This window comes from Achromobacter animicus, from assembly GCF_040775605.1.
Lineage (GTDB): Bacteria > Pseudomonadota > Gammaproteobacteria > Burkholderiales > Burkholderiaceae_B > Achromobacter > Achromobacter animicus.
On sequence record NZ_JAYGJK010000001.1, the window covers coordinates 1,333,292 to 1,357,548 of the forward strand.

Here is a 24,257-nt window from a genome sequence, read left to right on the forward strand (position 1 = left end):
GGTGCCGTTCGGGGCGCGCGCGATAGCGCTACGCGGCCGAGGGCAGCTGCGGGACCGGATGGGCGGAGTCATGGTCCGGCGGGCTCAGGCGCCGGTTTGCGGGCCTGCAGATCGCGAGCGCAGACGGGGTGGTGACCCGACAGGCGCTTGGAGGCCCGGGTCTCATGCCTTCGTGCTCATCGTAGGGCCGCATGGGTGCAGGCCGCATACCCAAATCTGAGTACACCAAGCGGCGCACAGGCCTACAACAACGACGCCAGGCGGACCAGTTCGGATTGGCGGCTGCACTCCATCTTGGTCAGCAAAGACGCCACCTGCTTGCGCACCGTCAGGACCGAGGCGTGGCGCAGCGTGGCCACTTCCTCGACGCTGTGACCGGCGGCCAGTCCGGCCAGCACCGCGGCTTCGGCATGCGTGATGGAGAACACCGATTGGAGCTTGGTGACGTCCGGCATCGCGAACGCGCTCTTCTTGCGCATTCGCATCAGCAGCATCCGGCCGCCGATGAGGCTGAGCGCGGGCGGCGCGGCGCTGATGTCGACCCAGAACAGTTCGCCCCAACCCGAGGCCGTGGCCATCGACCGCATCTGGCCGTCACGCGCCACGGCGGCACAGTGCGCATCCAACAGCCGCTGCACCTTGGCGTCCGCATGGCGCAGCCGGCGGCCATGCAGCGTCCAGCCGTTGACGTCGTCCAGAAAACCCACGGCCAGCGGCGACAGTTTGTCGACGATGCAATCCACGCTGATCAGCAACACGGCTTCGTTGACATCGGAAAACGCGCTTTCCAGCGACTTCCATCCGATCGCGCGGTTGCGCTCGCGTTGCGACAAGTGGTGGCGCAGCGCGCGGAAATAGCGGGCGTAGTCGCCGGATTGCAGCCGGTCGCTGGCCTTCGCGTCGATGGACGAACGCTGAAAGCCGATCGCGGCGTGCAGCACAGTGTTCGATTCGATGATGAGCGACAGCACCTGCGCCATGCGATGCCGGGCCATGAAGTCCGCATAGAACTCGGTGCGCTGCAACTGCGCGGGTTCGTACATTCGCGTGGTGTCCAGCCAGGTGCCGGCGGGGGCATTGCGCCCCTCCTGCTCAACGATGTCGCAGTTGCAGTAGTGCTCCTGGTAATCCGAGACGCACGCGTCGGCAAAGCCGATGGCGGTCAGGGTCAGCAGCTTGTTCCTGGCGTCGAACACGATAAGCGCGCCGCTGTCGGCCCCGACAAGATCGCGGGCGGTGCCCAGGATGTCGCGCCACGGCGGTTCGGGGTCGGTCAGGTGGTCGACGGCCTCGACGGCGCGGCGCAATGCGATTCGATGATCGGGCATGGCGAGCCTCCAACTCTGGTTCAAACGTAATCGCTGCTACGTGTCACAGATGGTGGTAGGTGGCGCCGGCCGGCAAGACATGGCGGCGCACCGCTGCTGCGGATCAAAGCGGAGAGCGCGTCGCAGGGAGCGTACAGGGATAGCGGCGGGCCCAGCGCAGATTATCGTCGCAAATTTGCAGGCGATGATGATTTTGCTGTGCTTTCCCGCAAGGAAAATGGCGTGTTGATGCGGCGATACCAGGAAAATTCAACTGGCGCGAAACCCCTGCATATCGCCGCGTGACACCGCCGCGTTTATTGCGCCAGCAGTTGCAGCAGCAGCGCCTTTTTCGGTTCGTCCGCCTTGCGCGCCAGTGCCGCCAGCTTCTTGTCGGATCCGAACAGCCGTTCGCGCACATGCGCCCTCAGATGCTCGGGCAGTGCGGCCAGTGCGTCAGCCAGCAGCGCAAGCAATGGCGCATCTTCAATCGTGAACCCCGCGGGCGGTTTGAAGCCGTCGGTGCAGACGCACAGGCATGTCACGACGGTGGCAAGGGTCTGTGGCGTCAGCCCATGCTGTTCGAGGAACACGGTGGTGTAGCGGTCCTGCACTGACTGATGTTCGTCGTCCACCAGATCCATGTAATGGCGCAGCAGCGCAAAGTGGCTGGCGTCGGCCAGACCCAGCGCAAACGCCGCATACGTGCCGGACAGGCAGGCCTTTTCGGCCTCCGCATCCGAATACCATTCGTAGGGCTGGATGGCGGCGTGCGCATAGCGCGCCAGCGCATCGTGCGCCTCGGGATGCTGCGCGGCGTTGGCAAAAAAGCGATGCGTGTCGGACTTGGCCAGGCCCTTGATGGGCAGGTAGTGGCGTGCACGGCTTTTCAGTTCGATGCGGTAGCCGGCCGGAAAGCCCGCGCGCAACAGGCTGGCGAGGAAGTCCAACGCCTGGCAGTAGGCCGCCGGCGACTCCTGCCGGATCGCAATGGACACGGTGGCCAGTACGTCGTTGGCGGCGCAGGTGACGGTGTCGGTCGCCAGGCGTGCGCGATCGGCGGGAATGGCGCCGCTGCCGCTGGCCAGCATGGTTTCGGCGCGCGCGCTGCCGACATCGCGCGCCAGTTCCAGAAAGGTCAGGCCGAGCGGGCGCGCATAGCCGGGTTCAAAGCGCAGGATCAGCGTTGCCGCGTACAGCAGCAGGTCGATGCCGCGGTCGTTGGCGTCCAGTGTTGCGCCGGGCTTGAGCGTGTAGGTGTTCGTGCGGAAGGCGTTCTGCGACACGTCGAAATAACGGGGCAGATACTGTTCCTCGGACCAGCGGCGCAGCGCGTGGATGATGGAGCCCCGCTGCTCGGCCAGCGACTCCTGGCCCGCGTTCAGCGCCAGCACGCGCGTGAAGACGGCAATCAGCCAGGGGTAATCGAACTTGGGAAACAGGCGTTCGTCCAGCAGATGGCGGCACAGCAGGCTGATGTGCAGGCGGCCGGTGGGTTGGGCGCCGTTCAGCACTTCCTGGTCTACGTATTGCGCGACGCGTTCGCGCAGGCCTTGCTGCTTGGCCTCGTCGGTGTGGTCCACCAGCGTCAGGCGCAGCCGGCCCTCGGTGGTGGGGAACTGCGCGCGAAAGCGGAAGTGGTGGTCCAGGTGCGGTTTGCCGGCAAGCCGGGCGATGCGTTCAAGCACGGTCTCGCGCAGCACGGGCGCCAGCGATTCGTGGACGGAATCGGGACTGAGCGGGCCGTTACGGCCCTCGGCGCGCAGGCCGTCTTCGTCGCCGGGCTCCCAGCTGGGCATGACGTCGAACATGATGCGCGAGGGCTCGTACTCCAGCAGGATCTCGCTGTGGATGCCGGCCTGCAGCGGTGTGCGGGCCACGATCGCGTCGATGTCGTCGCGCGCTTCCAGCTTGTCGAACCAGCCATGAATGGCGGCAAGCGTTTCATCCTGGATCTGCTGGGCGGTCTTGTGATGCAGGCCAATGGCGCGGGACTCGTGGGACATCGTGATTCGTGAGGGTGGCAACAGGTGCGCCGAATGCTACACGATGAGGCGCCGCGCCCGCGTCAGTGCCGGGACGCGAAATCGCCGATGGCGGCCGCGGGCGACAGCGCAAACGACGCCTTCATATCGCGCACTTCCTCCACAGGCGTGCGGCCAAAGAATCGCTTGAACTCGCGGCTGAATTGCGATGCGCTTTCGTAGCCGACGCGGGCCGAGGCCGACGCGGCGGTCAGGCCGTCGCGGATCATCATGAGCCTGGCCTGATGCAGCCGCGTGGACTTGATGTACTGAATGGGCGAGGTCTGCGTCACCGCCTTGAAATTGACGTGAAACGCGGGGACGCTCATGCCGGCTTCCTGCGCCAGGTGTGTGACGTCCAGCGGCTGGGAATAGTCGGTATGAATGCGGCGCAGCGCGCGGGCAACGCGGCCGAAGCGGCCCGGATGCGCCAGGGCGGCGCGCAAGGCGCCGCCCTGTTCGCCGCTCAGGACGCGAAAGCAGATTTCGCGCACCAGCGCCGGGCCGAGGATCTCGGCATCGAGCGGATGGCACAGCGCGCGCAAGAGGCGCACGGTGGCGTCGGCCAGTTCATGGGACAGGGGGGTCGAGGCGATGCCGAGCGGCGCGTCGCCGTTGTGGGCGCCCGCTGCGGCTTCGGGACCTTCGCCCGAGCGGTTATCGATCGCCACCACCAGATCGGCCACGGTCGCCAGATCCATCCGGATGGACACCGCGAGCATGGGTTCTTCCTTGCTGGCCTGCGTTTCCGTGGAAAAGGGCAGGGGCACGGACAGCACCAGAAAGTGCTGCGCGTCGTAGACGTAGGTCTCGTCGCCCAGAAAGCCGAGCTTGCGGCCCTGGCACACGATGACGATGCCGGGCTCGTAAAGCACCGGCGTTCGGCCCAGCGGCCGGTCCGAGCGCATGAAGCGCACGCCGTCCAGCGCGGACAGGCTGTAGCCCTCGTTGGGCGCCAGGCGATCGATGAGGGCAATCATTTCGCGCGACAGCGGATTGGACGGCAGCGTCATGGGGCATCCGTGGTTCGGTTCCGGTGGGGGACATTCTACCGGCGCCCATCGGGGCGGAACAGGGCCGACGATAGGAATGGGCAAGGGTGCGATAGACGCAGGTATTCGCGCGCGGCGCCGCAATCCTTAGCATTTCAGTCACGTCAACGACTTGGAGAAATGACCATGACTGCAACACAGAACCGGCAATCCAAAGTGGTGCTGATCACTGGCGCCAGCAGCGGCATCGGCGAGGCCACGGCGCGGCTGCTGGCCGCGCAGGGCCACCGCGTGTACGTCGGGGCGCGCCGCACGGACCGGCTGGAAACACTGGTCCAAGAGATTCGGGCAAACGGCGGTACGGCAGCGTTTCGCGCGCTGGACGTCACGTCGGCCGAGGACATGCGGGACTTCGTGCGCGGCGCCGAGGCGGCCTACGGGCAGGTGGACGTGATCGTCAACAACGCGGGCGTGATGCCGCTGTCGCCGCTGAATTCTCTGAAGGTGAACGAGTGGGACCGGATGATCGACGTGAACATCCGCGGCGTGCTGCACGGCATCGCCGCCGTGTTGCCGGGCATGGAGCGCCAGGGGCACGGACAGGTGATCAACGTGTCTTCCATCGGCGGACTCGCCGTGTCGCCGACGGCGGCGGTGTACTGCGCGACCAAGTTTGCGGTGCGCGCGATCTCGGACGGCTTGCGCCAGGAGACCAACAAGATTCGCGTGACGGTGGTCTGCCCCGGCGTCGTTGAATCGGAGCTGGCCGACACGATTACCGACGACACCGCGCGCGTGGCGATGCAGTCGTTCCGCCGCGTGGCCCTGCACCCGGACGCCATCGCCCGCGCCATTGCCTACGCCATCGATCAGCCTGACGACGTGGACGTCAGCGAAGTGGTGGTGCGCCCGACGGCCAGCCCGCATTGAACCTACAACCATAAGGAATCGAACCATGACGGCAACGACTATTTCTGACCAACCCGTTTCAGACCAACCCTTTTCCGGCCGGACGGCCATCGTGACCGGCGCCGCCAGCGGCATCGGCTTGGCCACCCTGGAACTCCTGCACGCGCAGGGCGCCCGCGTCGTGGCGGTGGACCGGGACGAGGCCGTGCGCGCGCTGGTGCGGCCCGGCGTCGAGCCCCTGGTGGCCGATATCTCGCGGGAAGACAGCGCCGAAAAGGCGGTCAAGACCGCGATGGACTGCTTCGGCAGGCTGGACATCCTGGTGAACAACGCGGGCGTCATCATCAACAAGCCGGTGATCGACATGACGCTGGACGACTGGGAAGGCATTCTTGCCGTGAACGCCACGGGCGCCTTCCTGTTTTCCCGTGAAGCGATGCGCGTGATGGTGCCGGCGCGCCGCGGCGCGATCGTGAACGTCGGCTCGTACGCCTGCTACCAGGCCTTTCCGACCATTGCGGCCTACGCGGCGTCCAAAGGCGCGCTGGCGCAGCTGACGCGCGCGTTGTCGCTGGAGGCCATCGAGCACGGTATCCGTGTGAACGCCGTGGGGTCGGGCGACGTGGTCACCAACATCACCAACCACATCCATGAGGACGGTCCCGGCTTCCTGGCCGAGCACGGCAAGAATGCGCCGATCCGGCGGGCGGCCGAGCCGCGCGAGATCGCGGAGGTGATTGCGTTCCTGGCATCGGACAAAGCCAGCTACATCGTGGGCGCGGTGGTGATGGCCGACGGCGGCATGAGCGTGGCGCTGCGCTAGGCGCAATGCGTGTGCGGGGTCAGCGCGGCGGAAAGATCGCCGCGCGCCACAGGTCCAGGAAGTGGCGCTTTTTCAGCGGGTCCAGATACACCAGCAGGCCGACGCCCAATGCCACGGGCCGCACGCCGGCTGCGGGCACGACCGATGCGCTGACCGGCCGCATGCCGGACTCGCGTGCCAGCGCATCCTGCCCGCGCGCCGACAGCAGATAGTCCAGGAACAGCGCGCCCAGGTCGCCGCGCGGCGCTTGCTTCGGAATGATGGCCGAGCGCGACAGCATCAGCGTGTAGTCCTGCGGGTAGATGATGGCGAGCGGCGCGCCGTTGTCCATGCGGTGCCGGGTATAGGACTCCAGCAGGTTGTAGGCCAACGTGACGTCGCCGCTTTCCAGCTTGTCCAGCGCGTGTTCGGTGGACTCGTGGATGGACACGCCGTTGCGGCCGAAGGCGCCAAGCAGCGCGCCCGCCATGCTGTCCAGCCGCGTGTCCTGCGTAGCCGCCAGATAGCCGATGCCGCTGCCCTGCACGTCGTAGGTGGAGATGCGGCCGGCGAGCGGCTGGTCGGGCGCCTGCAGCAGCGACAGCAGTTCGCGGCGGGTGTGCGGCACGCGCGCGGCATCGAGCTTGCGCGTGTTGTAGACCATCACGATGGGGTCGGTGCCGATGCTGAAGACCTCATCGCGCCAGTTGGCCCAGCCGGGCAGGGCGCGCGTCTGCGGCGATATGTGCACGCGCGCGTAGCCGTCGTTGACCAGCTTGGTTTGCAGGTCCATGGCGCTGCTGATGACGATGTCCGGCCCTGACGGGACGCCGGGCGCCGTGGCAGCGCGGGCCACGGTGTCGCTGTAGAGATCCTGCGTCGACAGCTCGGTGTATTCCAGCCGGACAGATGGGTTCAACCTGCTGAAGTCTTCCAGCACGCCGCGAAACACCTGCACGCTGTTGGACGCGTGCACGACCAGCACGTTGCTGCTGTCGGCCGGTCCCAGCGTGAGGCCGCTGCCGCTCATTTCGGCGGCGTGGCTGATCGCGGACAGCGTCAACGCGGCGATTGCGGCCAGGCCGCGCAGGATGGAGCGGGCGTCATGCATGATCGGCTTTCGCGGGCAAAGCGGTCGCGGGCAACGTGATGACGGCGTCCAGCCCGCCGCCCACGCGGTTGCTCAGGCTGAGCGTGCCGCCGTGGATGTCGACGACGCGCTTGATGATGGACAGACCCAGGCCGGCGCCTGGCGAGCGGGGATTGGGGCCGCGCGCAAACCGTTCGAAGGCCGTGTTGGCCAGGGCCGGCGGAATCCCCGGCCCCTGATCGGACACCGTGACGCGCCAGCCGCCGTCGTGCGGATCCAGCCGCACGTCGATGTGGCCGTCGTCATTGGCGCCGTGCCGCAAGGCGTTGTCGATGAGGTTCTTGAAGGCCTCGCGCAGCATCAGGTTGTCGCCCATGACGCGCGGCGGATTGCCGCCGTTGGCGGACGGCAGATGCAGCCGGACATCAGGCTGCGGGTCCGCCTGCGGGACGGTGTCGTACACGGCCTGGCTCAGCAGCTCGGCCACGTCGACGGGCTGGAACTGCCGGACGTTGCTGCGATGGATGACGCTGGCGTCGCTGAGCAGCTGGTTGACCAGGCGCGACAGCTTTTCGGCGTTGCGCAGCACGGCCAGCAGGCTGCGCCGCTGCTCGGCCGGATCGTCCTCGTCCAGTGCAAGCTCCATCTGCGCGTGCAGCGCGGCCAGCGGGGTGCGCAGCTGGTGCGCGGCCTCGGCGATGAACAGGCGCAGGGTGTCCAGGTTTTCCGACAGCCGGCCCATGAAGCCATCCAGCGAGTGCACCAGCATGTCCAGTTCCTCGGGCACCGGCGCAGCGATGGGATGCAGGTCCGATGCGGTGCGGCCGGCCAGTTCGCGCTCAATCCGCTGGATGGGCGACAGCGACCGCTGCAATCCCCAATACGCCAGCGCCAGCGCGGCGGCGGTAAAACCGATCAACGCCAGCGTGCCTTGCCACAGGATGCGGTCGGCCAGCGCGTTGCGCGCCTCGCGCGTCTGGGCGACCTGGATGATCGCGGTCTCGGTCTCTTGCGGGCCGGCCACCTTGCGTTCCATCCAGGCGACGCGCACCGGTTCGCCCTGGTATTCGGTTGCATAGAGCTGCGGCGTGCTGGCGTCGGCGTTGCCGCGCGCGGGCGGCGCGGGCAGGTCACGGTACCCCGAGATAAGCGTCCCGCGCGCCGAGGCCACCCGGTAGAACACGCGGTCGCGCGGCGCCTGTTCCAGCAGCGCAAGCGCCGCGTAGGGCATGTCCATCTGCCACTCTCCCTGCACGAGCTGCAGGCTGTCGGCCATGGACAGTACGGACGCGCGCAGCAGCTGGTCGTACGTGGTGTCGGCGGTCTGGTGCGCATAGCCGCGCACCAGCAGGTAGATCGCGCCCAGTCCCACCGCGAACAGCGCGCCGAGCACGGTCAGCAGCCGGCGGCGCACGGAAATGCGGCGAGGCTGCTCGGAACGCGGCAGGTTCATGGCGTGGCGGGCCGCTACGGAAGCGGCGGGGCCGAGGACTCGCCGTCCGCGCCGTCGGCCGCCGTCAGCAGGTAGCCGGTGCCGCGCTGCGTCTCGATGCGCAGCGGCGAGCCTTCCAGCTTGCGGCGCAGCCGGGCGATGTAGACCTCGATGGCGTTGGGCGCGGCGTCGTCGTCAAACGCGAACAGCTTGTTTGCGATCTCCGACTTGCTGACGGCGCGGTTCATGCCGGCCAGCAAAATCTCAAGCAGGCTGAATTCACGCTTGGGCAGGTCGACGCGCCGGCCGGCCAGCGTGACCTGCCGCGCCGCGCTGTCGATGACCAGGTCGCCAAACCGCAGGATGCCGGTGGCTTGCGGGCTGGGACGGCGCAGCAGCGCGCGGCAGCGGGCTTCCAGTTCACGGAAATCGAAGGGCTTGGCCAAGTAGTCGTCCGCGCCGGTATCCAGGGCGTGCACGCGGTCTTCGATGTCGATGCGCGCGGTCAGCGCCAGGACGGGCGTCTTGCTGCCGCGATCGCGCAGCCGGTGCAGGATGTCAAAGCCCGACATGCGCGGCAGGCCGATGTCCAGGATGACGAGATCGAAGGTCTCGTACTGCAGCACGCCGTCGGCGTTCAGGCCATCGTTCTGGCTGTCGACGGCATGGCCGAGACGGCGCAACCGGCGCACGAGTGCGTCGGACAAATCCTCATCGTCTTCGATTACCAGGATGCGCATAAAGCCGATTGTCGCATGATGGACAGCCCCCACGCCGCGCGCGCTTCGCACGCTAGCTGCCCCCCGAGGGGGCGCTTTTCCCTTGGGGCGGCCCGGCGGGAAAAGGACTTCCCAAGCGGCGAATGTCTCGCCGCGGCCAACAGAAACGACAGGTTCCAGACAGCTTTTCTTCCTAGTCTTGCGTACCCGCTTCCCCAGCCGGAGGCAGGCACACATAACAACGACTAGCTGGAGATAACCCTCATGCTTCTGACCCTGCTTGGCTTCGGCATGGTGATCACGTTCATGACGCTGATCATGACCAAGCGCCTGTCGCCGCTTGTCGCCCTCATCCTTGTCCCCATTATCTTTGCGCTGCTGGGCGGTTTTGGCGCGGGCATCGACAAGATGATGCTGGACGGCATCCGCAAGATCGCGCCGACCGGCGTGATGCTGATGTTCGCCATCCTGTATTTCGGCGTGATGATCGATGCGGGCCTGTTCGACCCCATCGTCGGCCGCATCCTGCGCGCGGTGAAGGGCGATCCGCTGAAGATCGTGGTGGGCACGACCGTGCTGGCGCTGGTGATCTCGCTGGACGGCGACGGTTCCACTACCTACATGATCGTGGTGGCGTCGATGCTGCCGCTGTACCGCCGCCTGAAGATGAACGCGCTGTCCATGACCTGCCTGGCGATGCTGGCCAGCGGCGTCATGAATCTGACGCCGTGGGGCGGACCCACGGCGCGGGCCGCCAGCGCCCTGCACGTGGACGCGGGCGACATCTTCGTGCCGCTGGTGCCGGTGATGGGCGTGTCCATCGTGGCGATCCTGATCCTGGCGTTCTTCCTGGGCCTGCGCGAGCGCCGCCGCCTGGGCGTGCTGGCGCTGCCGGAGGGCGCGTCGCTGCATGCCGGCTACGACGAAGATGGTCCGAAGAACCTGCCCGAGATCGAGGTCGACCACGACCTGCGCCGTCCCAAGTTGCTGTGGGTGAACGCCGGCCTGACGCTGGCGCTGATGGTGAGCCTGGTGCTGGGCGTGCTGCCGCTGCCCGTGCTGTTCATGATCGCCTTCGCGATTGCGCTGATCATCAATTATCCGAACCTAGCCGAGCAGCGCCGCCGCGTGGCGCAGCATGCCGGCAACGTGCTGTCGGTGGTGTCGCTGATCTTCGCGGCGGGCATCTTCACCGGCATCCTGTCCGGCACCGGCATGGTCGAAGCCATGTCGCGCAGCCTGCTCGCCGTCATTCCCGACGCGCTGGGACCGTATCTGGCGGGCATCACCGCGCTGGTCAGCCTGCCGTTCACATTCTTCATGTCGAACGACGCCTTCTACTTCGGCGTGCTGCCCATCCTGAGCGAAGCCGCGCAAGGCTACGGCATCACGCCCGTCGAGATGGCGCGCGCCTCGCTGATCGGCCAGCCGGTCCATCTGCTCAGCCCGCTCGTGCCGTCCACCTACTTGCTCGTCGGCCTGGCCGGCGTGGAGTTCGGCGACCACCAGCGTTATGCGCTGAAGTGGGCCACGATGGTCTGCATGGTGATGCTGGCGGCCGCCCTGGCGTTCGGCCTGTTCCCCCTGGTGGGCGCGGCCGCCTGATTCCCCGCGGCGCCAGCCGCATGACTTTGAAAGGAAGCATCATGGCTTTGCGCATCGCTTACGTCACCAGCGGCATGGGACACACCGGCACCGCGATCTGCCAGGCGCTGCATCGCGCCGGCCATCGCGTGGTCGCCGGCTGCGGTCCGCGCTCGTCCCGCAAGGACCACTGGCTGAAGGAACAGAAGTCGCTGGGCTACGACTTCATCGCCTCGGAAGGCGACGCCACCGACTGGGCGTCGACCGAGGCGGCCTTTGCCAAGGTCCGGCGCGAGGTCGGCCAGATCGACGTGCTGGTCAACAACGCCGGCTCCATGCTGGACATGCGTTTTCGGCAGATGAGCCACGCCGACTGGTCGGCCGTCCTGCGCAGCAATCTGGATACGCTCTTCAACAGCACCAAGCAGGTCGTCGACAGCATGGCGGACCGCGGCTGGGGGCGCATCATCAACATCGGATCAGTGGCAGCCGAGAAAGGCCAGATCGGCCAGATCAACTTTGCGACCGCCAAGGGTGCAGTCATTGGTTTCACGCGCTCGCTCGCGCAGGAAGTGGCGGCGCGCGGCGTGACGGTGAACCTGGTGTCGCCGGGCTTCATCGCCGACGACACGGTCCGCGCGTTCCCGCCGGCGCTGCTGGACCGCATCGTGGAAAGCGTGCCGGTGGGCAGGCTGGGCACCGCGCAGGACCTGGCCGGGTTGTGCGTATGGCTGGCCTCGGACGAGGCTGCGTTTGTCACCGGCGCCAATTACGCCATCAATGGCGGCGTGTACATGAGCTGATGTGGGGCGTCTGGCCCGCGCAGGCTAGCGGCAATGGCTTTTCAGGAAGTCGGCGATGAAGGTCTCGATACGCTTGCTGTTCGTGGCGCCTGCCGTGCCACAATGTGCCGGTTTCATCGCATGAGGAGCGAGCGTCCATGGCAAGGAAGTCTTTGTATGTCGCGGCCGGTTTGGGGCTGATGTCGCTGGTGGTGCTAGCCGCTTGCGGCAAGAAGGACGCCTATCCGCCCGAAGTTCAGCGCGAGACCTACAGTTCTTGCGTCGCGGGCTTCAAGTCCAAGGTCTCGGTCACGCCCAAGGCTGAATCCGTCGCCGCTAGTTACTGCAACTGCGTGGTCGATGGCTTGCAGAAGTCCGTGCCGTACGAGGAGTTCAAGCAACTGGACCAGCTTCTGTCCACCAAGAGTTCGACGCCGGACATGGAAAGGCTGGGCAAGGGCGTGTCCGACGTGGTCAACGCCTGCCTGAAGCGAGAGATGCCCAAGGGCTGACCCGCGCGGGTGCGTCAACCTGGCGTTCGCCGCACGCTGGCGCGGCCGCTTCAGCGAAATACCGACCCAGCCCAGCGCCGCGTCAGGTGCACTGCCAAAGGTGCCCGCTGACGCGGCAGGCGGCGCACCAGAAGGTGTAGTTGCAGCCTCCGCTGCCCCACAGCCATTCACCGCCGTCCTCTTGCGGCAGGCCTGAGTCCAACTGCATGGCCAGAGGCATGTCCTCGCCGCAGTCGGGACACGCCGGGTAGTCGGCGGATTGCACCCAGCTCGGCGCGCCGCCGACCCGGCTGAGGTTCTGGCGGCCATTGGACTCGCCCCAGTCTTGCCAATGCCAGCGCGCCGGCGCCTTGAACAGCGTCACGTCGGCTTCCAGCAGCGGACTCGCGACGAAGTCCGGCTTCAAGGGGGCGTCGCGCTGCTGGCTGGGGTGCATAAGCGGCGCGCCGTCCTCGGCGTGGCGAAAGAAAAGGGCGCCGTCGGTTTCCCAACCCTGGCACGACAGGCAGGTCGAGAATTCGATGGCGCTGTGACTATCGATACCTGCTGCGGCGGCATCCTGAATCGCCAGCAGCCGGTGCAAAGGGCTGTGGCACAAGCCGCAGCGGCTTGCCGACGTGCCGCCCATGCGCGCTTGCACACAATCCGTTGATTCGGGGTTCCAGGTGGGATGCGCGCGCTGCACCTCGCGCCGCCATGCCGGCTGTTGCGCCAGCATGGATTTTCTTTGCGCAGCGCTAAAGCCGATGTGCAGCGGCTGTTCGCCGTGCAACGCGCGCAAGCCCCCTCCGTGTTCCGCATAGCCCGTTTGCTGCAACCACGATGCGCCACCTGGGGCGTCGGCCTCGGGAAACAGGCGACGCCAGGCTGCGTACACCGTCTGCGGCCGGCGCGACCGCAGCAACGCGACGGCGCGCGCGCGTCCTGGACTGCCTTCGGCGAGGTCGTCGTCCAGCCGGTGCAGCCAGTCGAGCAGCGTGGCGTCGTCAAGAGCGCGCCATGCGAGATCGGCCGCGTATTCCGGCCCGCCGTCGTCGTCTTGCACGGCTGTCAGCAGCCTCTCCCAGTCTTGGGCAAAGGCTTCAGGGTGCTGGACCGCTGCGGAATCCAGGACCGCGCGTGCCAGTTCGGAATCCGCGCCGCGCCGCCAGACTTCGCCAACCGTGGCCACGTAGGCCGCGTCGTCCATCAGGTCGAGCGCGGCGTCAATGAAGGTGGCGTGCTTGATCGGCCGGTCCAGCGCCTGCAGGACCAGATCGGCCAACGCGGCGGGCGCATCCCGCCGCAATTGCAGCATTTGCGCCATGGGGTCGTTGTTCTTCCAGCCCAGGCGCTCATAGGCGTCAAGAATCTCGGTGGCGGTTTTCATCGGCCGGTCCAGTTTTGATTGAGCCGGGAGGATATCCGATGACGTCGCTTGCCGCGGCCCGGTGACGCAGGCCGGAATTCCGATCGAGGTTTAATTGGTTACTCATTAAGCACAAAGCGCGTTGACTTCGCCCCGCGCGCCGCCCATAGTGGCCTGGAGTCTTTTCGAGCATCGTGATTTTCGTCCGGTCTTGCACCCTTCGTGGGGCGCCTCATTGTTCGCGATCCTTTCCTTGACTGGCCTCATGTCGCGGGATTACCCGCATTCAAAGGAAAGCATCAATGGAAACCGAAATCGTGAAGTGGTTCAACGATGCCAAGGGGTTTGGCTTCATCATGCCCGAGGACGGCGGCAAGGACATATTTGCGCACTTCTCCGAGATCGTCAGCGACGGCCACAAGGTGCTTGTTGAAAATCAGCGTGTCAGCTATGTGACCGCGCAAGGCGCCAAGGGCCCTCACGCGACGCAGATCCGCGCATTGTGACCGGCGGCCGCAAGGCTTTTCGGTCAGACATTGGAGGTTCCATGTTTCAGAACAATATGGTCTACAAGGGCTATCGGCTCACCGCGAGCGTCTCCCGGGTTGCAATCGGGAACGCGCGCCGGCCGGCTTTTACGGCAACCGTGGCCGTGGAATTGGCGGGCAATCATGATCGGCTCAGCGAGCCGCATGCCGTGCCGCTTTTCGTCTCCGGCGGGTTCGTCGCCACGCCCGGCATGGCGGTCGATGCGGCGATCACCCATGGCCGCTTGATGGTGGATGCGCATTCCCGGGCAGATTGACGGCGCGATGCGAGCCGCGAGGTAGCGCGGATCGCTGCCCGTGAACGGTGCAATAACCAGTTGGGGCCGCCCTCGTGATGTGGGGCGGCCCCGTTTCATGTAGGGCAGCGCTGGTTAAGTGTGGCGATGGCGGGAAATGGCGTCTGAAGGGGCTTTCTGATCAGCACGCCGGTTGCCGCACAACTTTACGGTAATGCGCCTCACGCCTTCAGGCCCAGCCGCCTTGCAAGCTTGTGCAGGTTGCTCGGATCCACATCCAGCGCCCTCGCGGCCACTGCCCAGTTGCCTTGATTGGCATCCAGCGCCCGCCGGATGACATGACGCTGGCAGGCGTCCACCGCGTCCCGCAGCGATTGCAAGGGTGCGCTTGCATCGGGCGTCTCGGCCGCATCATCCTCCAGCGACGCCGGCATGTCGCCATCGGACAAATCCAGCAGCTTGGCCCCCAGCGTGACGATCTCGTTGCGGCTGGCGCCGTGGCTGACGGCCTTGATGGCCGCGCGGCTGATGACGTGTTCCAGTTCGCGCACGTTGCCCGGCCAGCGGTAGCGGCGCATCATTTCCTCGGCCTCGGGCGACAGCCGCAGGCTGCGCAGACCGAGCCGCGCACGGTTCAGTTCCAGATAGCGTCCGGCCAGCAGCAGGATGTCGTTGCCGCGGTCGCGCAGGGGCGGGATGGGGATGGGATAGACCGACAGCCGATGATAGAGGTCGGCGCGGAAGTCGCCCGCGCGGACCAGGTCGCGCAGGCTGCGGTTGGTGGCCGCCACGATGCGCACGTCCACGGTGCGCGGGCGGTCGTCGCCCAGCCGCTGGATCTCGCCGTTCTGCAGGGTGCGCAGCAGCTTGGCCTGCACCAGCAGCGGCAGTTCGCCGACTTCGTCCAGGAACAGGGTGCCGCCATTGGCGGCTTCGAAGCGGCCGGGGCGGTCAGCGACGGCGCCGGAGAATGCGCCCTTGGCGTGGCCAAACAACTCGCTTTCGGCCAGCGATTCGGGCAGCGCGGCGCAGTTTACGTGCACCAGCGGCCGGTCGCGGCGGCGCGACAACCCGTGCACGCGATGCGCGAACAGCTCCTTGCCCACACCGGTCTCGCCCAGCAGCAGGATGGGCAGCTCTGAATCGGCCACGACTTCGATCTCGTGCAGCAGCCGGCCGATGGATTCGCTTTGGCCCAGGATGTCGCTGCTGGCCGGAGCGGCGCTGTCCGCCGGCGCCTGCCCGCGCGCCACGCGCAGGGCGCGGATCTCGGCCTCCAGGCGGGTGGTGCGCAGCGCGGCTTCGAGCAGCACAATGTAATCGCGCAGGTCGGCCTGCGCCTCCATGTCGAACGTGCCGACCTCCAGCGCGTCCAGCGTCAGCACGCCCCAGGTCTTGCCCTCGATGTGCAGGCTGGTGCCCATGCAGTCGTGCACCGGCAGCGGTTCGCCCGCCATGCCATTGATGAGTCCGTCATAGGGATCCGGCAGCGTGCTGTCGTGGTGAAAGCAGGTGACGCCGCGCCGCCCCAGGATGGCCGCCAGCCGCGGATGCTGCTGCACGGCGAAGCGGCGGCCCAGTGCGTCCTGGGTCAGGCCGTCCACCGCGATGGGGCGCAGATGGTCCTCTTCAAGCTGCAAGAGTGCGACCGCGCCGCATCGGAAATGGGTGCGAAGGCTGGAGACCAGTCGCTGAAGCCGGATGGCGGGCGGCAGGTCGGCGACCAGGTCCGCAAGCAGGAGATTTTGCATGGGGTGAATTCTACCGTTGCAAGGTGAATAGAACCCTCCTGTTGAAGGGTGATATCTACCCTTTAAATCGCAGGTGGTTGATAAATCGCAAGTTTTTCCTGGCACGGATTTCGCAAGTAGAGAAGCACCGCAATGATCTTTGGAGAGACGCGATGAGCATGGTTGAGCAATCCCTGGGCCAGTTGGCCCGCAGCATTCCCGGCGCCACGCAGGTGTTTCACGAGTTCGATCTGGACTTCTGCTGTGGCGGCAAGAAGAGTCTGGCCGAGGCGGCCGCCCAGCGTTCGCTGGACCCTGCGCAAATCGAGGCCCGTCTGGAGGCCCTGGCGCAGAATCCGCAACACGAAACCGACTGGGTGCTGGCTTCGCCGGCAGAACTGGTCGACCACATCCTGGCGCGCTACCACGAGGTGCATCGCCAGCAGTTCCCGGAACTCATCCGCCTGGCGCTGAAGGTGGAGCAGGTGCATGCCGACAGCCCGGACTGCCCGACCGGCCTGGCCGACCACCTGCGCACCATGCAGCAGGAACTGGAAAGCCACATGCAGAAAGAGGAACAGGTGCTGTTCCCCATGCTGGCCCGCGGTCACGGCGCCATGGCGACCATGCCGATCATGGTGATGCGCATGGAACACGACGACCACGGCGTCGCGCTCGAACGCCTGATGGCGCTGACCAACAACGTGACGCTGCCGCGCGCCGCCTGCAATACCTGGCGCGCGCTGTACCTTGGCATCCGGCAGTTCAAGGAAGACTTGATGGCGCACATCCACCTGGAGAACAACATCCTCTTTGAAAACGCAGGCGCGCGCGCGCCTGCCTGACGGGCGCGGCAAGGAAGGGCGGGGCCCGCCGGCCCCGCGGCATCAGCAGGGAAGGGTTGTATGAACATCGACAAATTCAAGCAGCAGCACGTGGATATCCTGGAAGGCATTGCGACGCTGCGCAGGCTGGCCCTGGCGGGCGTGGCGCGCAACGCGGCCGAAATCGCCCAGGGCATCGTGGCCATGAGCGCCACCATCAAGCTGCATCTGGCGGTCGAGGACCGGGCGCTGTATCCGGCCGTGGCGCGCAGCGCCGACGCCGAACTGGCGCGCAAGGGGCGGGAATTCCAGGAAGAGATGGACGCCATCGCCGCCGCCTATGAAGGCTTTGCCAAGCGCTGGAACAACGCGCGCAACCTGGAACTGGACGAGCGCGGTTTCCGGGACGACGCCAACACCGTGCTGCGCCGCGTCCACGAGCGCATGCAGCGCGAAAATCGCGATCTTTACCCGCGCATCGAGGCGATGTAGCAAACCGGCCCGATCCGGACACAAAAGGAATGAAAAGCGCCATCTCCGTTGCATGAAACCGGCGACCGTCGCCTGTACACTCGGAACACCTTACAGGGCGACAGGGGTTCTTGATGGCCGGAAGCAGTTTCTTCGCGTTGTTCGACGATATCGCCACCATCCTGGATGACGTTTCCGTCATGACGAAGGTGGCCGCCAAGAAGACGGCGGGCGTGCTGGGCGACGACCTGGCGCTCAATGCCCAGCAGGTCAGCGGCGTGCCGGTCAACCGCGAGCTTCCCGTGGTCTGGGCGGTGGCCAAGGGTTCCTTCATCAACAAGCTGATCCTGGTGCCCGCGGCGTTGCTCATCAGCGCGTTCGCGCCCTGGGCCATCACGCCGCTCCTGATGCTGGGCGGCGCATTCCTCTGCTACGAGGGCGTCGAGAAACTGGCGCACAAGTACCTGTCGCACGGCGAATCCCCCGAAGGCCACCACGCCGCGCGCGCCGAGGCGCTGCAGAACCAGTCGGTCGACATGGTGGCGTTTGAAAAAGCCAAGATCAAAGGCGCGGTGCGCACCGACTTCATCCTGTCGGCGGAAATCATCGTCATCAGCCTGGGCGCGGTGGCTGGCGCCGACTTCACGCGGCAGGTCGCGGTGCTGTCCATCATTGCCATCGGGATGACGGTGGGCGTCTATGGCCTGGTCGCCGGCATCGTCAAGCTGGATGACCTGGGTTTGTACCTGAGCCAGAAAGCGTCGCGCGGCGTGGCCTGGCTGGGCGAGCGCATCGTGGCCGCCGCGCCTTATCTGATGAAGACGTTGTCCGTGGTGGGCACGGCCGCGATGTTCATGGTCGGCGGCGCCATCCTGACCCACGGCATCCCGCCGGTGCATGCGGCCGTCGAACACGCCGCTGCGGCGGTTGGCGGGGGCGGCGTCGTTCACGCGCTGATGTCCACGCTGCTCAATGCCTTGTTCGGCATCGTCGCCGGCGCGGTGGTGCTGGGCGTGGTCAGTCTCGTCAAGCGCCTGTTCAAAAAGGGCTGACAGGCAGCGGGATCCGGCGCGCCGGGCAGGCGGGCGTGACCGGGCAACGGGGGCGCCCGGAAGACCGCCACGCCGAAAAGGCCGTGGCGTACCGCTACCGCCACCGCGACCGCTACTGCTGCGGCGGGGCGCTGGCCGGCGAGCCCATCGCCTGGAACAACGCCGCCGTTTCCGTCATGCGGGCGTTGGCGTATTCCAGTTCACGCAGGCGCGCCGCCACATAATGCTGTTCCGACGCGTACTGGGTGTAAGGCGCCAGCGCACCCAGCCGAACGCGCTTGGCCGTGTTCTGATAGGACAGCTCCGCCGAGCGCCGTGAGGCTTCGGCTGATGCCAGCGCCTGTCCGCCGGCATCCAGCCGTGACAGCGTGTCGGCCACGTCGCGGAACGCGGTCAGCACGGTTTGCTTGTACTGCAACACGGCAGCCTCGTAACGCGCCTTGGCGGCGCTGCGCTCGGCAAGCAACTGCCCGCCGTGGAAGATCGGCTGCGTCAGCGACGCGCCGATGGCCCAGATGGAACCGGCGCCCGACAAGGCATCCGCCCACGCAAACCCGCCCTTGCCCATGGAAGCCGTCAGCGACAGGCTCGGAAAGAGCTGCGCGGTCGCCAGGCCCACGTCCGCCGCGGCTGCCACCAGCGCCGCCTCGGCAACCAGCACGTCCGGGCGGGAAGCCAGGAGTTCCGACGGCACCACCACCGGCACCGTATCGGGCACGGCGATCGTGCTGAAGGCCAGATCCGGCGGCGCCTGATCGGGGCTGCGGCCCAGCAGCACGGCCAGCGCGTGACGCGTCGCATGCCACCGCGCGCGCAGGCCGGGCAGCGATGCCTCCAGCGTGGCGGCATCCTGATCCGCGTCCAGCGCGTCGTTCTGCGACGCCGCGCCCAGTTCGTACCGGCGCTGCGTATCGCGCGCGACCTGCCGCAACAACACCACCTGCTTTTCCGTCAGCGCCACCTGTTCGGCCAGCGAGGCCGAGGTGATCGCACCCGTGACGATGTTGGCCGCCAGCGAACGCCGCGCGGCTTCCAGCTGATAGGCCTGCTGTTCCACCTGCGCGGCGAGCGACGTGTTGGCAAAGCGCGCCGCGCCAAAGAGGTCCAGGTTGTAGCTGGCCTGCACCTGACCTGTGAAGACATTGAAGAGCGCAGTGGGCTGCGGCAGGTTGGGCATCGTCAGCGCACGGTTGCGCGTGGCGCTGACGCCCGCGTCCACCGTGGGCAGCAGCGACGAATTGACCTGTCCGCGCAATTGCTCGCGCGCACCGGCCAGATTGCGTTCGGCGGCGGCCAGGTCCGGGCTGTTGGCCAGGCCTTCTTCGACCAGCGCATTCAGCGCGTCGGACTGGTAACGCGTCCACCATTGCGGGACGGGGTGCGCGCCGCGTTCGAAGCGCTGCGCCACGCCCTGCGCGGCGGCGCCGGCGGCAGGGGCGGCCTCGACCCCGTATTGCGCGGGTTCGGCCATCGCGGGCGGCCTGCTGTCCGGCGCAAAAGCGCAGGCGCCCAACGCCAGCACCAGCGGCAGCGCGGCAAATCGCAGGCACACGGAAGGGATGGAATGTTGCATCGTCAGGCTCCTCGTTCCACCGTGTCGCCCGCGTTGGCGCCGGGCGGCACGCCTTCAGGTTCGTCGCGCTCGTCGTGCTTCACGCGGAACCACGCGGCATACAGGGCCGGCAGGAAGAACAGCGTCAGCACCGTGGCGCTGGTGATGCCGCCCATCAGGGCCGTCGCCATGGGGCCGAAGAAGTTGCTGCGCAACAGCGGAATCAGCGCCAGCACGGCGGCGGCCGCCGTCAGCGTGATCGGCCGGAAGCGCCGGACCGTGGCGCCCACGATGGCGTCCACGCGTTTGTGGCCCGCGCTGATGTCCTGATCGATCTGGTCCACCAGGATGACCGAGTTGCGCATGATGATGCCGAACATGGCAATCACGCCCAGCATCGCGACAAAGCCGAAGGGCTTGCCGAACAGCAGCAGGGCGGCCACCACGCCGATCAGCCCCAGCGGCGCGGTCAGCACCACCATCAGCACGCGGGCGAAGCTTTGCAACTGCACCATCAGCAGCGTCAGCACGGCCACCGCCATCAGCGGCATCTGCGCGTTGATGGAGGTCTGGCCCTTGGCGCTTTCCTCCACCGGGCCGCCGACTTCGATGCGGAAACCGACCGGCAGCTCGGCGCGCAGCGTGTCCAGCTTCTTGTCGATGGCGCGCGTGACGTCGATGCCTTGCGCGCCGCCAATCACGTCGGCCTGGACGGTGATCGTGGGTTGGCGGTCGCGTTCCCAGATGACGCCGTACTCCAGGTCGTACTTCACCTGGCCGATGCTGCCCAGCGGCACGGGACCGTTCGCCGTGGGCATTGCCAGCGTGGCAAGGCGGGCGGGGTCGACGCGCTCTTCGCGCGCGGCGCGCAGGCTGACGTTGATGAGCTTGTCGCGTTCGCGGTACTGCGTCACGGTGTAGCCGGACAGCGTCATCGCCAGGAAGTCGGAAATGTCGCTGGAGCTGATGCCCAGTTCGCGCGCCTTCTGCTGGTCGACTTCGAAGCGAACCGAGCGCTCGGAAGGCTCGTCCCAGTCGAACTGCACGTTGGCCGAACGTGTGTCGGCGCGGACTTCGGCGGCCACCTTCTCGGCCACCGCTCGCACGTCCGGGATCTTGTCGCCGCTGACGCGGAACTGCACCTGATAGCCGACCGGCGGCCCGTTCTCCAGCCGCGACAGGCGGCTGCGGATGGCAGGGAAGTCGCTGCGCAGCATTGGTTCCATCCACTGCGCGAGCTTTTCGCGATCTTCCACCGAGTGTGTCGTGATGACGAGCTGGGCGAAGTTGGGCGTGGCCAACTGCTGGTCCAGTGGCAGGTAGAAGCGCGGGGCGCCCGTGCCTACGAAGCTGACCGAATGCGCGATTTCGGGCCGGCCCTCGATCGCCTTTTCCAGACGCTCGACCTGGCGCAGCGTCGCCGCAAACGACGCGCCTTCCTGCAGCCGCACGTCGACCAGCAGCTCGCTGCGGTCCGAGCTCGGAAAGAACTGCTGCGGCACGAACTTGAAGCCCGCCATGGCCACGGCAAAAACAATTACCGTGCCGGTCAGCACCAGAAAGCGGCGGTCCACGCACCACGCCACCCAGCCGCGCAGGCGCTGGTAGAAGCGGGTGTTGTAGATGTCGTGTTCGTGGTCGTGCGGCAGATGCGCCTCGCGCTTGCGCTCGGGCAAGAGGCGGTAGCCCAGCAACGGAATCAGCACCACGGCCGCGAACCACGAGGTGATCAGCGCAATGGCGGACACCTGGAAGATCGAGCGCGTGTATTCGCCCGTGGCGGACTTGGCCAGCGCAATCGGCAGAAAGCCCGCCACGGTGACCAGCGTGCCGGTCAGCATCGGAAACGCCGTGCTGGTGTAGGCGAACGCGGCGGCGCGTGTGCGGTTCCAGCCTTGTTCCAGCTTCACCGACATCATCTCCACCGCAATGATGGCGTCGTCCACGAGCAGGCCCAGCGCCAGCACCAGCGTGCCCAGCGACACCTTGTGCAGGCCGATGCCGAACATCTCCATGAACAGCGCCGTGATGGCCAGCACCACGGGGATGGAAATCACCACCACCATGCCCGTGCGCAAGCCCAGCGACACCAGGCTCACGGCCAGCACGATCGCCACGGCTTCCGCGACGGAGCGCAGGAATTCGTCAACCGAATGCGACACCGCCGTGGGCATGCTGGAGACTTCCTTCAGCGTGAGGCCCGCAGGCAGTTGGGCCTGCAATTCCTTGAACTTCGCGTCCAGCGACTTGCCCAGGCGCACCACGTCCTGATTCGGCTGCATGGTGATGCCGATGCCCAGCACGGTTTCTCCGCTGAACCGCATCTGCTGCGCGGGCGGATCGTCATAGCCGCGATGAATGGTGGCAATGTCGCCCAGCCGGATCGACTTGTCGTTCACGCGGATCAGCGTGTCCGCCAGCGCCCGGCTGTTGGGAAACTGCCCCGAAGGCCGCACGAAGATGCGGTCGTCTGCCGTGGTCAGCGTGCCCGCGCCCTGCACGGCGTTCTGGCTGTTGATCGCCTGCGCGATCTGTTGCGGCGAGACGCCCAGCCGGGTGAGCTGCGTGTTCGTGATCTCGATGTAGATGTGTTCGGGCTGATCCCCGAAGTAATCCACCTTGGCCACGCCGGGCACGCGCAGCAGCACCGTGCGCAGCTTGTCCGCGTAGTCGTGCAGCTGCGCCGGCGAAAAGCCGTCGCCCTGCAAGGTGTAGATGTTGGTGTAGACGTCGCCGAACTCGTCATTGAAGAACGGCCCCTGCACGCCTTGCGGCAGCGTGGCCCGCATGTCGCCCACCTTCTTGCGCACCTGGTACCACTGGTCGGCCACCGTGTTGGCGGGGGCCGAGTCCTTCATCGTGTAGAAGATCAGCGATTCGCCGGGCCGCGAGTAGCTGCGCAGAAAGTCCGTATTGGCGGTTTCCTGGAGTTTCTTGGCGATGCGGTCGGTGACCTGCTCCTGCACCTGCTGCGCGGTGGCGCCCGGCCACAGGGTCTGGATCACCATGACACGGAAGGTGAAGGGCGGGTCTTCCGACTGCGCCAGCCGCGAATACGACAGCACGCCGAACAGCGTGACGAGCGTGATGATGAAGATCACCAGCGGTTGATGCCGCAACGCCCAGGCCGACAGGTTGAACCGGCCTTCCTCGTGGCGATGGGCGTCCTGGCTGGCTTGCTTGCCCCCTTCCTGGCCGGGGGCGCTCATGACGCGAAGTCCTCGGGATGCAGCGGCGGCACCGGGCGAACCTTCTCGCCGGCCGACACCGTGTGCACGCCTTGCCACACCACGCGCTCGCCGGCCTGCAGGCCTTGCGACAGCGTGACGGTGCGCGCGTCGTATCGAAGCACCTGCACGCGGCGCAGTTCCAGCGTGTCGGCATCGGGCTTGACGATCCACACCGCGGGCTCCCGGCCTTCATGGAACAGCGCGGTGGCCGGCACGGTAAAGGTGGTCTGCCCGTTGGCCGAGCGGTTGTCGAAGCTGATGTTGGCCGTCATGCCCAGCCGGACGTCGGGCGAGGGCGATTCCAGCGTGAGCTTGGCGCGGTAGGTGCGGCTTTGCGGATCGGCGGCCGGCGCAATCTCTCGCAGCACTGCCGTGAAGGTCTGACCGGGCAACGGACCCAGCGTGACGCTGGCGCGTTGGCCGATCGCCAATCCCGCCAGCACGCTTTCTGGCACGTCGCACAGTGCGTCGATGTCGCCCGACCAGGCCAGTTGGTAGACCGGGGTGCCCGCCGCCACGTTCTGTCCGGTGTCGGCCTGTTCTGCCGTGATCACGCCAGCGTGGTCGGCCGTGAGGGTGGTGTAGTTGAGCTGGTCGGCCGCCAGCGCCGCCTGCTGCGCGGCCTGGTCCCGCTGCGCAAGCGCGGAGGCATAGGCGTTGCGGGTTTGTTCAAGCTGCGTCGCGGCAATCAGGTTTTCACGTGCCTGGGCGCGGTCGCGGTCCAACTGCTGCCGCGCGTAGTCCAGCTGGTGCTGCGCCGCGGACAGCGAGGCGCGCGCCGCCGCGGCGTTCTTGGCCGCGTCGGCCGGATCCAGCTTGGCGAGGACCTGGCCGGGCGCGACGGTGTCGCCCAGCCGCACCTTGCGTTCGATGATCTTGCCGCCCACGCGGAACGACAGCGGCGTGCTGTAGCGGGCCTGGACTTCGCCGGGCAACGTCCAGGCGGGCAGGGCTTCGTCCGCCTGCGCGGGCATGGCGACCACGGGACGCGGCGCCGGGGCGGGCGCCTCCTCGCGGCCGCAGCCGGCCACGGCGGCAGCCAGGGCAAGCACGGCAGACAATGCCATCAGGCGTGTCCGGCGGTGGGGCAGGGAAACGGGAGGTAGCGGCGCT

General features: G+C 66.9%; 21 protein-coding genes. 10 read left to right on the forward strand and 11 right to left on the reverse strand.

Annotated elements, in window-relative coordinates; genetic code table 11:
- Window positions 1-242 precede the first annotated feature (242 nt).
- The 3 genes from AB3147_RS05995 to AB3147_RS06005 form a co-directional block, all read right to left on the reverse strand.
- A complete protein-coding gene (locus AB3147_RS05995; RefSeq protein ID WP_279971863.1) occupies window positions 243-1,328 on the reverse strand; it encodes a LuxR family transcriptional regulator in 1,086 nt (361 codons plus the stop codon).
- Window positions 1,329-1,624: 296 nt separating this feature from the next.
- A complete protein-coding gene (locus tag AB3147_RS06000; protein WP_367351557.1) occupies window positions 1,625-3,313 on the reverse strand; it encodes a DUF6138 family protein in 1,689 nt (562 codons plus the stop codon).
- 62 nt (window positions 3,314-3,375) lie between these two features.
- Window positions 3,376-4,344: an AraC family transcriptional regulator gene (locus tag AB3147_RS06005; protein WP_343738695.1), complete on the reverse strand. Its 969-nt coding sequence runs from the start codon at window positions 4,342-4,344 to the stop codon at window positions 3,376-3,378.
- Between the two features lie 165 nt (window positions 4,345-4,509).
- Here AB3147_RS06005 and AB3147_RS06010 point away from each other — a divergent pair, with 165 nt between their 5' ends.
- Together AB3147_RS06010 and AB3147_RS06015 are read left to right on the forward strand one after the other, a co-directional pair.
- A complete protein-coding gene (locus AB3147_RS06010; RefSeq protein WP_367351558.1) occupies window positions 4,510-5,253 on the forward strand; it encodes an SDR family oxidoreductase in 744 nt (247 codons plus the stop codon).
- Window positions 5,254-5,278: 25 nt separating this feature from the next.
- Complete coding sequence (locus AB3147_RS06015) at window positions 5,279-6,055, forward strand: SDR family NAD(P)-dependent oxidoreductase (protein WP_367351559.1); 777 nt, start codon at window positions 5,279-5,281, stop codon at window positions 6,053-6,055.
- Between the two features lie 19 nt (window positions 6,056-6,074).
- Here AB3147_RS06015 and AB3147_RS06020 read toward each other — a convergent pair whose 3' ends face one another.
- The 3 genes from AB3147_RS06020 to AB3147_RS06030 are packed head-to-tail and all read right to left on the reverse strand — an operon-like array spanning window position 6,075 to window position 9,296.
- Window positions 6,075-7,145, reverse strand: coding sequence for an ABC transporter substrate-binding protein (locus tag AB3147_RS06020; protein WP_367351560.1), 1,071 nt, complete (start codon window positions 7,143-7,145; stop codon window positions 6,075-6,077).
- Entirely contained in the window at window positions 7,138-8,577 is a 1,440-nt protein-coding gene (locus AB3147_RS06025) for a sensor histidine kinase (protein ID WP_367351561.1), read from the reverse strand. Before AB3147_RS06025 ends, AB3147_RS06020 begins: the two co-directional genes overlap by 8 nt.
- A 14-nt stretch (window positions 8,578-8,591) precedes the next feature.
- Window positions 8,592-9,296, reverse strand: coding sequence for a response regulator transcription factor (locus AB3147_RS06030; protein ID WP_367351562.1), 705 nt, complete (start codon window positions 9,294-9,296; stop codon window positions 8,592-8,594).
- Between the two features lie 243 nt (window positions 9,297-9,539).
- Between AB3147_RS06030 and AB3147_RS06035 the strand changes: the two genes are divergently transcribed.
- The 3 genes from AB3147_RS06035 to AB3147_RS06045 all read left to right on the forward strand — a co-directional run bounded on the left by AB3147_RS06035 (window position 9,540) and on the right by AB3147_RS06045 (window position 12,153).
- Entirely contained in the window at window positions 9,540-10,880 is a 1,341-nt protein-coding gene (locus AB3147_RS06035; RefSeq protein WP_175123048.1) for a CitMHS family transporter, read from the forward strand.
- 41 nt (window positions 10,881-10,921) lie between these two features.
- On the forward strand, window positions 10,922-11,662 hold the full coding sequence (locus tag AB3147_RS06040) for an SDR family oxidoreductase (protein ID WP_175123047.1): 741 nt from the start codon (window positions 10,922-10,924) through the stop codon (window positions 11,660-11,662).
- 137 nt (window positions 11,663-11,799) lie between these two features.
- Window positions 11,800-12,153: a hypothetical protein gene (locus AB3147_RS06045; protein ID WP_343737586.1), complete on the forward strand. Its 354-nt coding sequence runs from the start codon at window positions 11,800-11,802 to the stop codon at window positions 12,151-12,153.
- Window positions 12,154-12,235: 82 nt separating this feature from the next.
- On the opposite strand, the gene AB3147_RS06050 is transcribed toward AB3147_RS06045, so the two are convergent.
- Window positions 12,236-13,522, reverse strand: a complete 1,287-nt coding sequence (locus tag AB3147_RS06050; RefSeq protein ID WP_367351563.1) for a serine/threonine-protein kinase — start codon at window positions 13,520-13,522, stop codon at window positions 12,236-12,238.
- A 281-nt stretch (window positions 13,523-13,803) separates the two neighbouring features.
- Between AB3147_RS06050 and AB3147_RS06055 the strand changes: the two genes are divergently transcribed.
- Both AB3147_RS06055 and AB3147_RS06060 read left to right on the forward strand, forming a co-directional pair.
- The gene (locus AB3147_RS06055) at window positions 13,804-14,007 is read left to right on the forward strand and encodes a cold-shock protein (protein ID WP_367351564.1); all 204 of its coding nucleotides are present in this window, start codon (window positions 13,804-13,806) and stop codon (window positions 14,005-14,007) included.
- 41 nt (window positions 14,008-14,048) lie between these two features.
- Window positions 14,049-14,306, forward strand: coding sequence for a hypothetical protein (locus AB3147_RS06060; protein WP_279971847.1), 258 nt, complete (start codon window positions 14,049-14,051; stop codon window positions 14,304-14,306).
- Between the two features lie 200 nt (window positions 14,307-14,506).
- Here the strand turns inward: AB3147_RS06060 and norR are convergent, their stop codons facing one another.
- The gene (norR, locus tag AB3147_RS06065; protein WP_367351565.1) at window positions 14,507-16,036 is read right to left on the reverse strand and encodes a nitric oxide reductase transcriptional regulator NorR; all 1,530 of its coding nucleotides are present in this window, start codon (window positions 16,034-16,036) and stop codon (window positions 14,507-14,509) included.
- 152 nt (window positions 16,037-16,188) lie between these two features.
- Between norR and ytfE the strand changes: the two genes are divergently transcribed.
- The 3 genes from ytfE (at window position 16,189) to AB3147_RS06080 (ending at window position 18,362) form a co-directional block, all read left to right on the forward strand.
- The gene (gene ytfE, locus AB3147_RS06070) at window positions 16,189-16,860 is read left to right on the forward strand and encodes an iron-sulfur cluster repair protein YtfE (RefSeq protein WP_367351566.1); all 672 of its coding nucleotides are present in this window, start codon (window positions 16,189-16,191) and stop codon (window positions 16,858-16,860) included.
- Between the two features lie 60 nt (window positions 16,861-16,920).
- A complete protein-coding gene (locus tag AB3147_RS06075) occupies window positions 16,921-17,331 on the forward strand; it encodes a hemerythrin domain-containing protein (RefSeq protein ID WP_175123037.1) in 411 nt (136 codons plus the stop codon).
- Window positions 17,332-17,444: 113 nt separating this feature from the next.
- Complete coding sequence (locus tag AB3147_RS06080) at window positions 17,445-18,362, forward strand: DUF808 domain-containing protein (RefSeq protein WP_367351567.1); 918 nt, start codon at window positions 17,445-17,447, stop codon at window positions 18,360-18,362.
- A 112-nt stretch (window positions 18,363-18,474) separates the two neighbouring features.
- On the opposite strand, the gene AB3147_RS06085 is transcribed toward AB3147_RS06080, so the two are convergent.
- The 3 genes from AB3147_RS06085 to AB3147_RS06095 are packed head-to-tail and all read right to left on the reverse strand — an operon-like array spanning window position 18,475 to window position 24,211.
- Window positions 18,475-19,935, reverse strand: coding sequence for an efflux transporter outer membrane subunit (locus AB3147_RS06085; protein ID WP_175137291.1), 1,461 nt, complete (start codon window positions 19,933-19,935; stop codon window positions 18,475-18,477).
- Window positions 19,936-19,937: 2 nt separating this feature from the next.
- On the reverse strand, window positions 19,938-23,123 hold the full coding sequence (locus AB3147_RS06090; protein ID WP_367351568.1) for an efflux RND transporter permease subunit: 3,186 nt from the start codon (window positions 23,121-23,123) through the stop codon (window positions 19,938-19,940).
- On the reverse strand, window positions 23,120-24,211 hold the full coding sequence (locus AB3147_RS06095) for an efflux RND transporter periplasmic adaptor subunit (protein ID WP_175137293.1): 1,092 nt from the start codon (window positions 24,209-24,211) through the stop codon (window positions 23,120-23,122). Before AB3147_RS06095 ends, AB3147_RS06090 begins: the two co-directional genes overlap by 4 nt.
- Window positions 24,212-24,257: the final 46 nt, after the last annotated feature.

What these genes read in the sequence shown, in the direction of transcription:
- AB3147_RS05995 (WP_279971863.1), bottom strand. Translation starts at nt 1,328, where the DNA reads ATGCCCGATCATCGAATCGCATTGCGCCGCGCCGTCGAGGCCGTCGAC.
- AB3147_RS06000 (WP_367351557.1), bottom strand. Translation starts at nt 3,313, where the DNA reads ATGTCCCACGAGTCCCGCGCCATTGGCCTGCATCACAAGACCGCCCAG.
- AB3147_RS06005 (WP_343738695.1), bottom strand. Translation starts at nt 4,344, where the DNA reads ATGACGCTGCCGTCCAATCCGCTGTCGCGCGAAATGATTGCCCTCATC.
- AB3147_RS06010 (WP_367351558.1), top strand. Translation starts at nt 4,510, where the DNA reads ATGACTGCAACACAGAACCGGCAATCCAAAGTGGTGCTGATCACTGGC.
- AB3147_RS06015 (WP_367351559.1), top strand. Translation starts at nt 5,279, where the DNA reads ATGACGGCAACGACTATTTCTGACCAACCCGTTTCAGACCAACCCTTT.
- AB3147_RS06020 (WP_367351560.1), bottom strand. Translation starts at nt 7,145, where the DNA reads ATGCATGACGCCCGCTCCATCCTGCGCGGCCTGGCCGCAATCGCCGCG.
- AB3147_RS06025 (WP_367351561.1), bottom strand. Translation starts at nt 8,577, where the DNA reads ATGAACCTGCCGCGTTCCGAGCAGCCTCGCCGCATTTCCGTGCGCCGC.
- AB3147_RS06030 (WP_367351562.1), bottom strand. Translation starts at nt 9,296, where the DNA reads ATGCGCATCCTGGTAATCGAAGACGATGAGGATTTGTCCGACGCACTC.
- AB3147_RS06035 (WP_175123048.1), top strand. Translation starts at nt 9,540, where the DNA reads ATGCTTCTGACCCTGCTTGGCTTCGGCATGGTGATCACGTTCATGACG.
- AB3147_RS06040 (WP_175123047.1), top strand. Translation starts at nt 10,922, where the DNA reads ATGGCTTTGCGCATCGCTTACGTCACCAGCGGCATGGGACACACCGGC.
- AB3147_RS06045 (WP_343737586.1), top strand. Translation starts at nt 11,800, where the DNA reads ATGGCAAGGAAGTCTTTGTATGTCGCGGCCGGTTTGGGGCTGATGTCG.
- AB3147_RS06050 (WP_367351563.1), bottom strand. Translation starts at nt 13,522, where the DNA reads ATGAAAACCGCCACCGAGATTCTTGACGCCTATGAGCGCCTGGGCTGG.
- AB3147_RS06055 (WP_367351564.1), top strand. Translation starts at nt 13,804, where the DNA reads ATGGAAACCGAAATCGTGAAGTGGTTCAACGATGCCAAGGGGTTTGGC.
- AB3147_RS06060 (WP_279971847.1), top strand. Translation starts at nt 14,049, where the DNA reads ATGTTTCAGAACAATATGGTCTACAAGGGCTATCGGCTCACCGCGAGC.
- norR (WP_367351565.1), bottom strand. Translation starts at nt 16,036, where the DNA reads ATGCAAAATCTCCTGCTTGCGGACCTGGTCGCCGACCTGCCGCCCGCC.
- ytfE (WP_367351566.1), top strand. Translation starts at nt 16,189, where the DNA reads ATGAGCATGGTTGAGCAATCCCTGGGCCAGTTGGCCCGCAGCATTCCC.
- AB3147_RS06075 (WP_175123037.1), top strand. Translation starts at nt 16,921, where the DNA reads ATGAACATCGACAAATTCAAGCAGCAGCACGTGGATATCCTGGAAGGC.
- AB3147_RS06080 (WP_367351567.1), top strand. Translation starts at nt 17,445, where the DNA reads ATGGCCGGAAGCAGTTTCTTCGCGTTGTTCGACGATATCGCCACCATC.
- AB3147_RS06085 (WP_175137291.1), bottom strand. Translation starts at nt 19,935, where the DNA reads ATGCAACATTCCATCCCTTCCGTGTGCCTGCGATTTGCCGCGCTGCCG.
- AB3147_RS06090 (WP_367351568.1), bottom strand. Translation starts at nt 23,123, where the DNA reads ATGAGCGCCCCCGGCCAGGAAGGGGGCAAGCAAGCCAGCCAGGACGCC.
- AB3147_RS06095 (WP_175137293.1), bottom strand. Translation starts at nt 24,211, where the DNA reads ATGGCATTGTCTGCCGTGCTTGCCCTGGCTGCCGCCGTGGCCGGCTGC.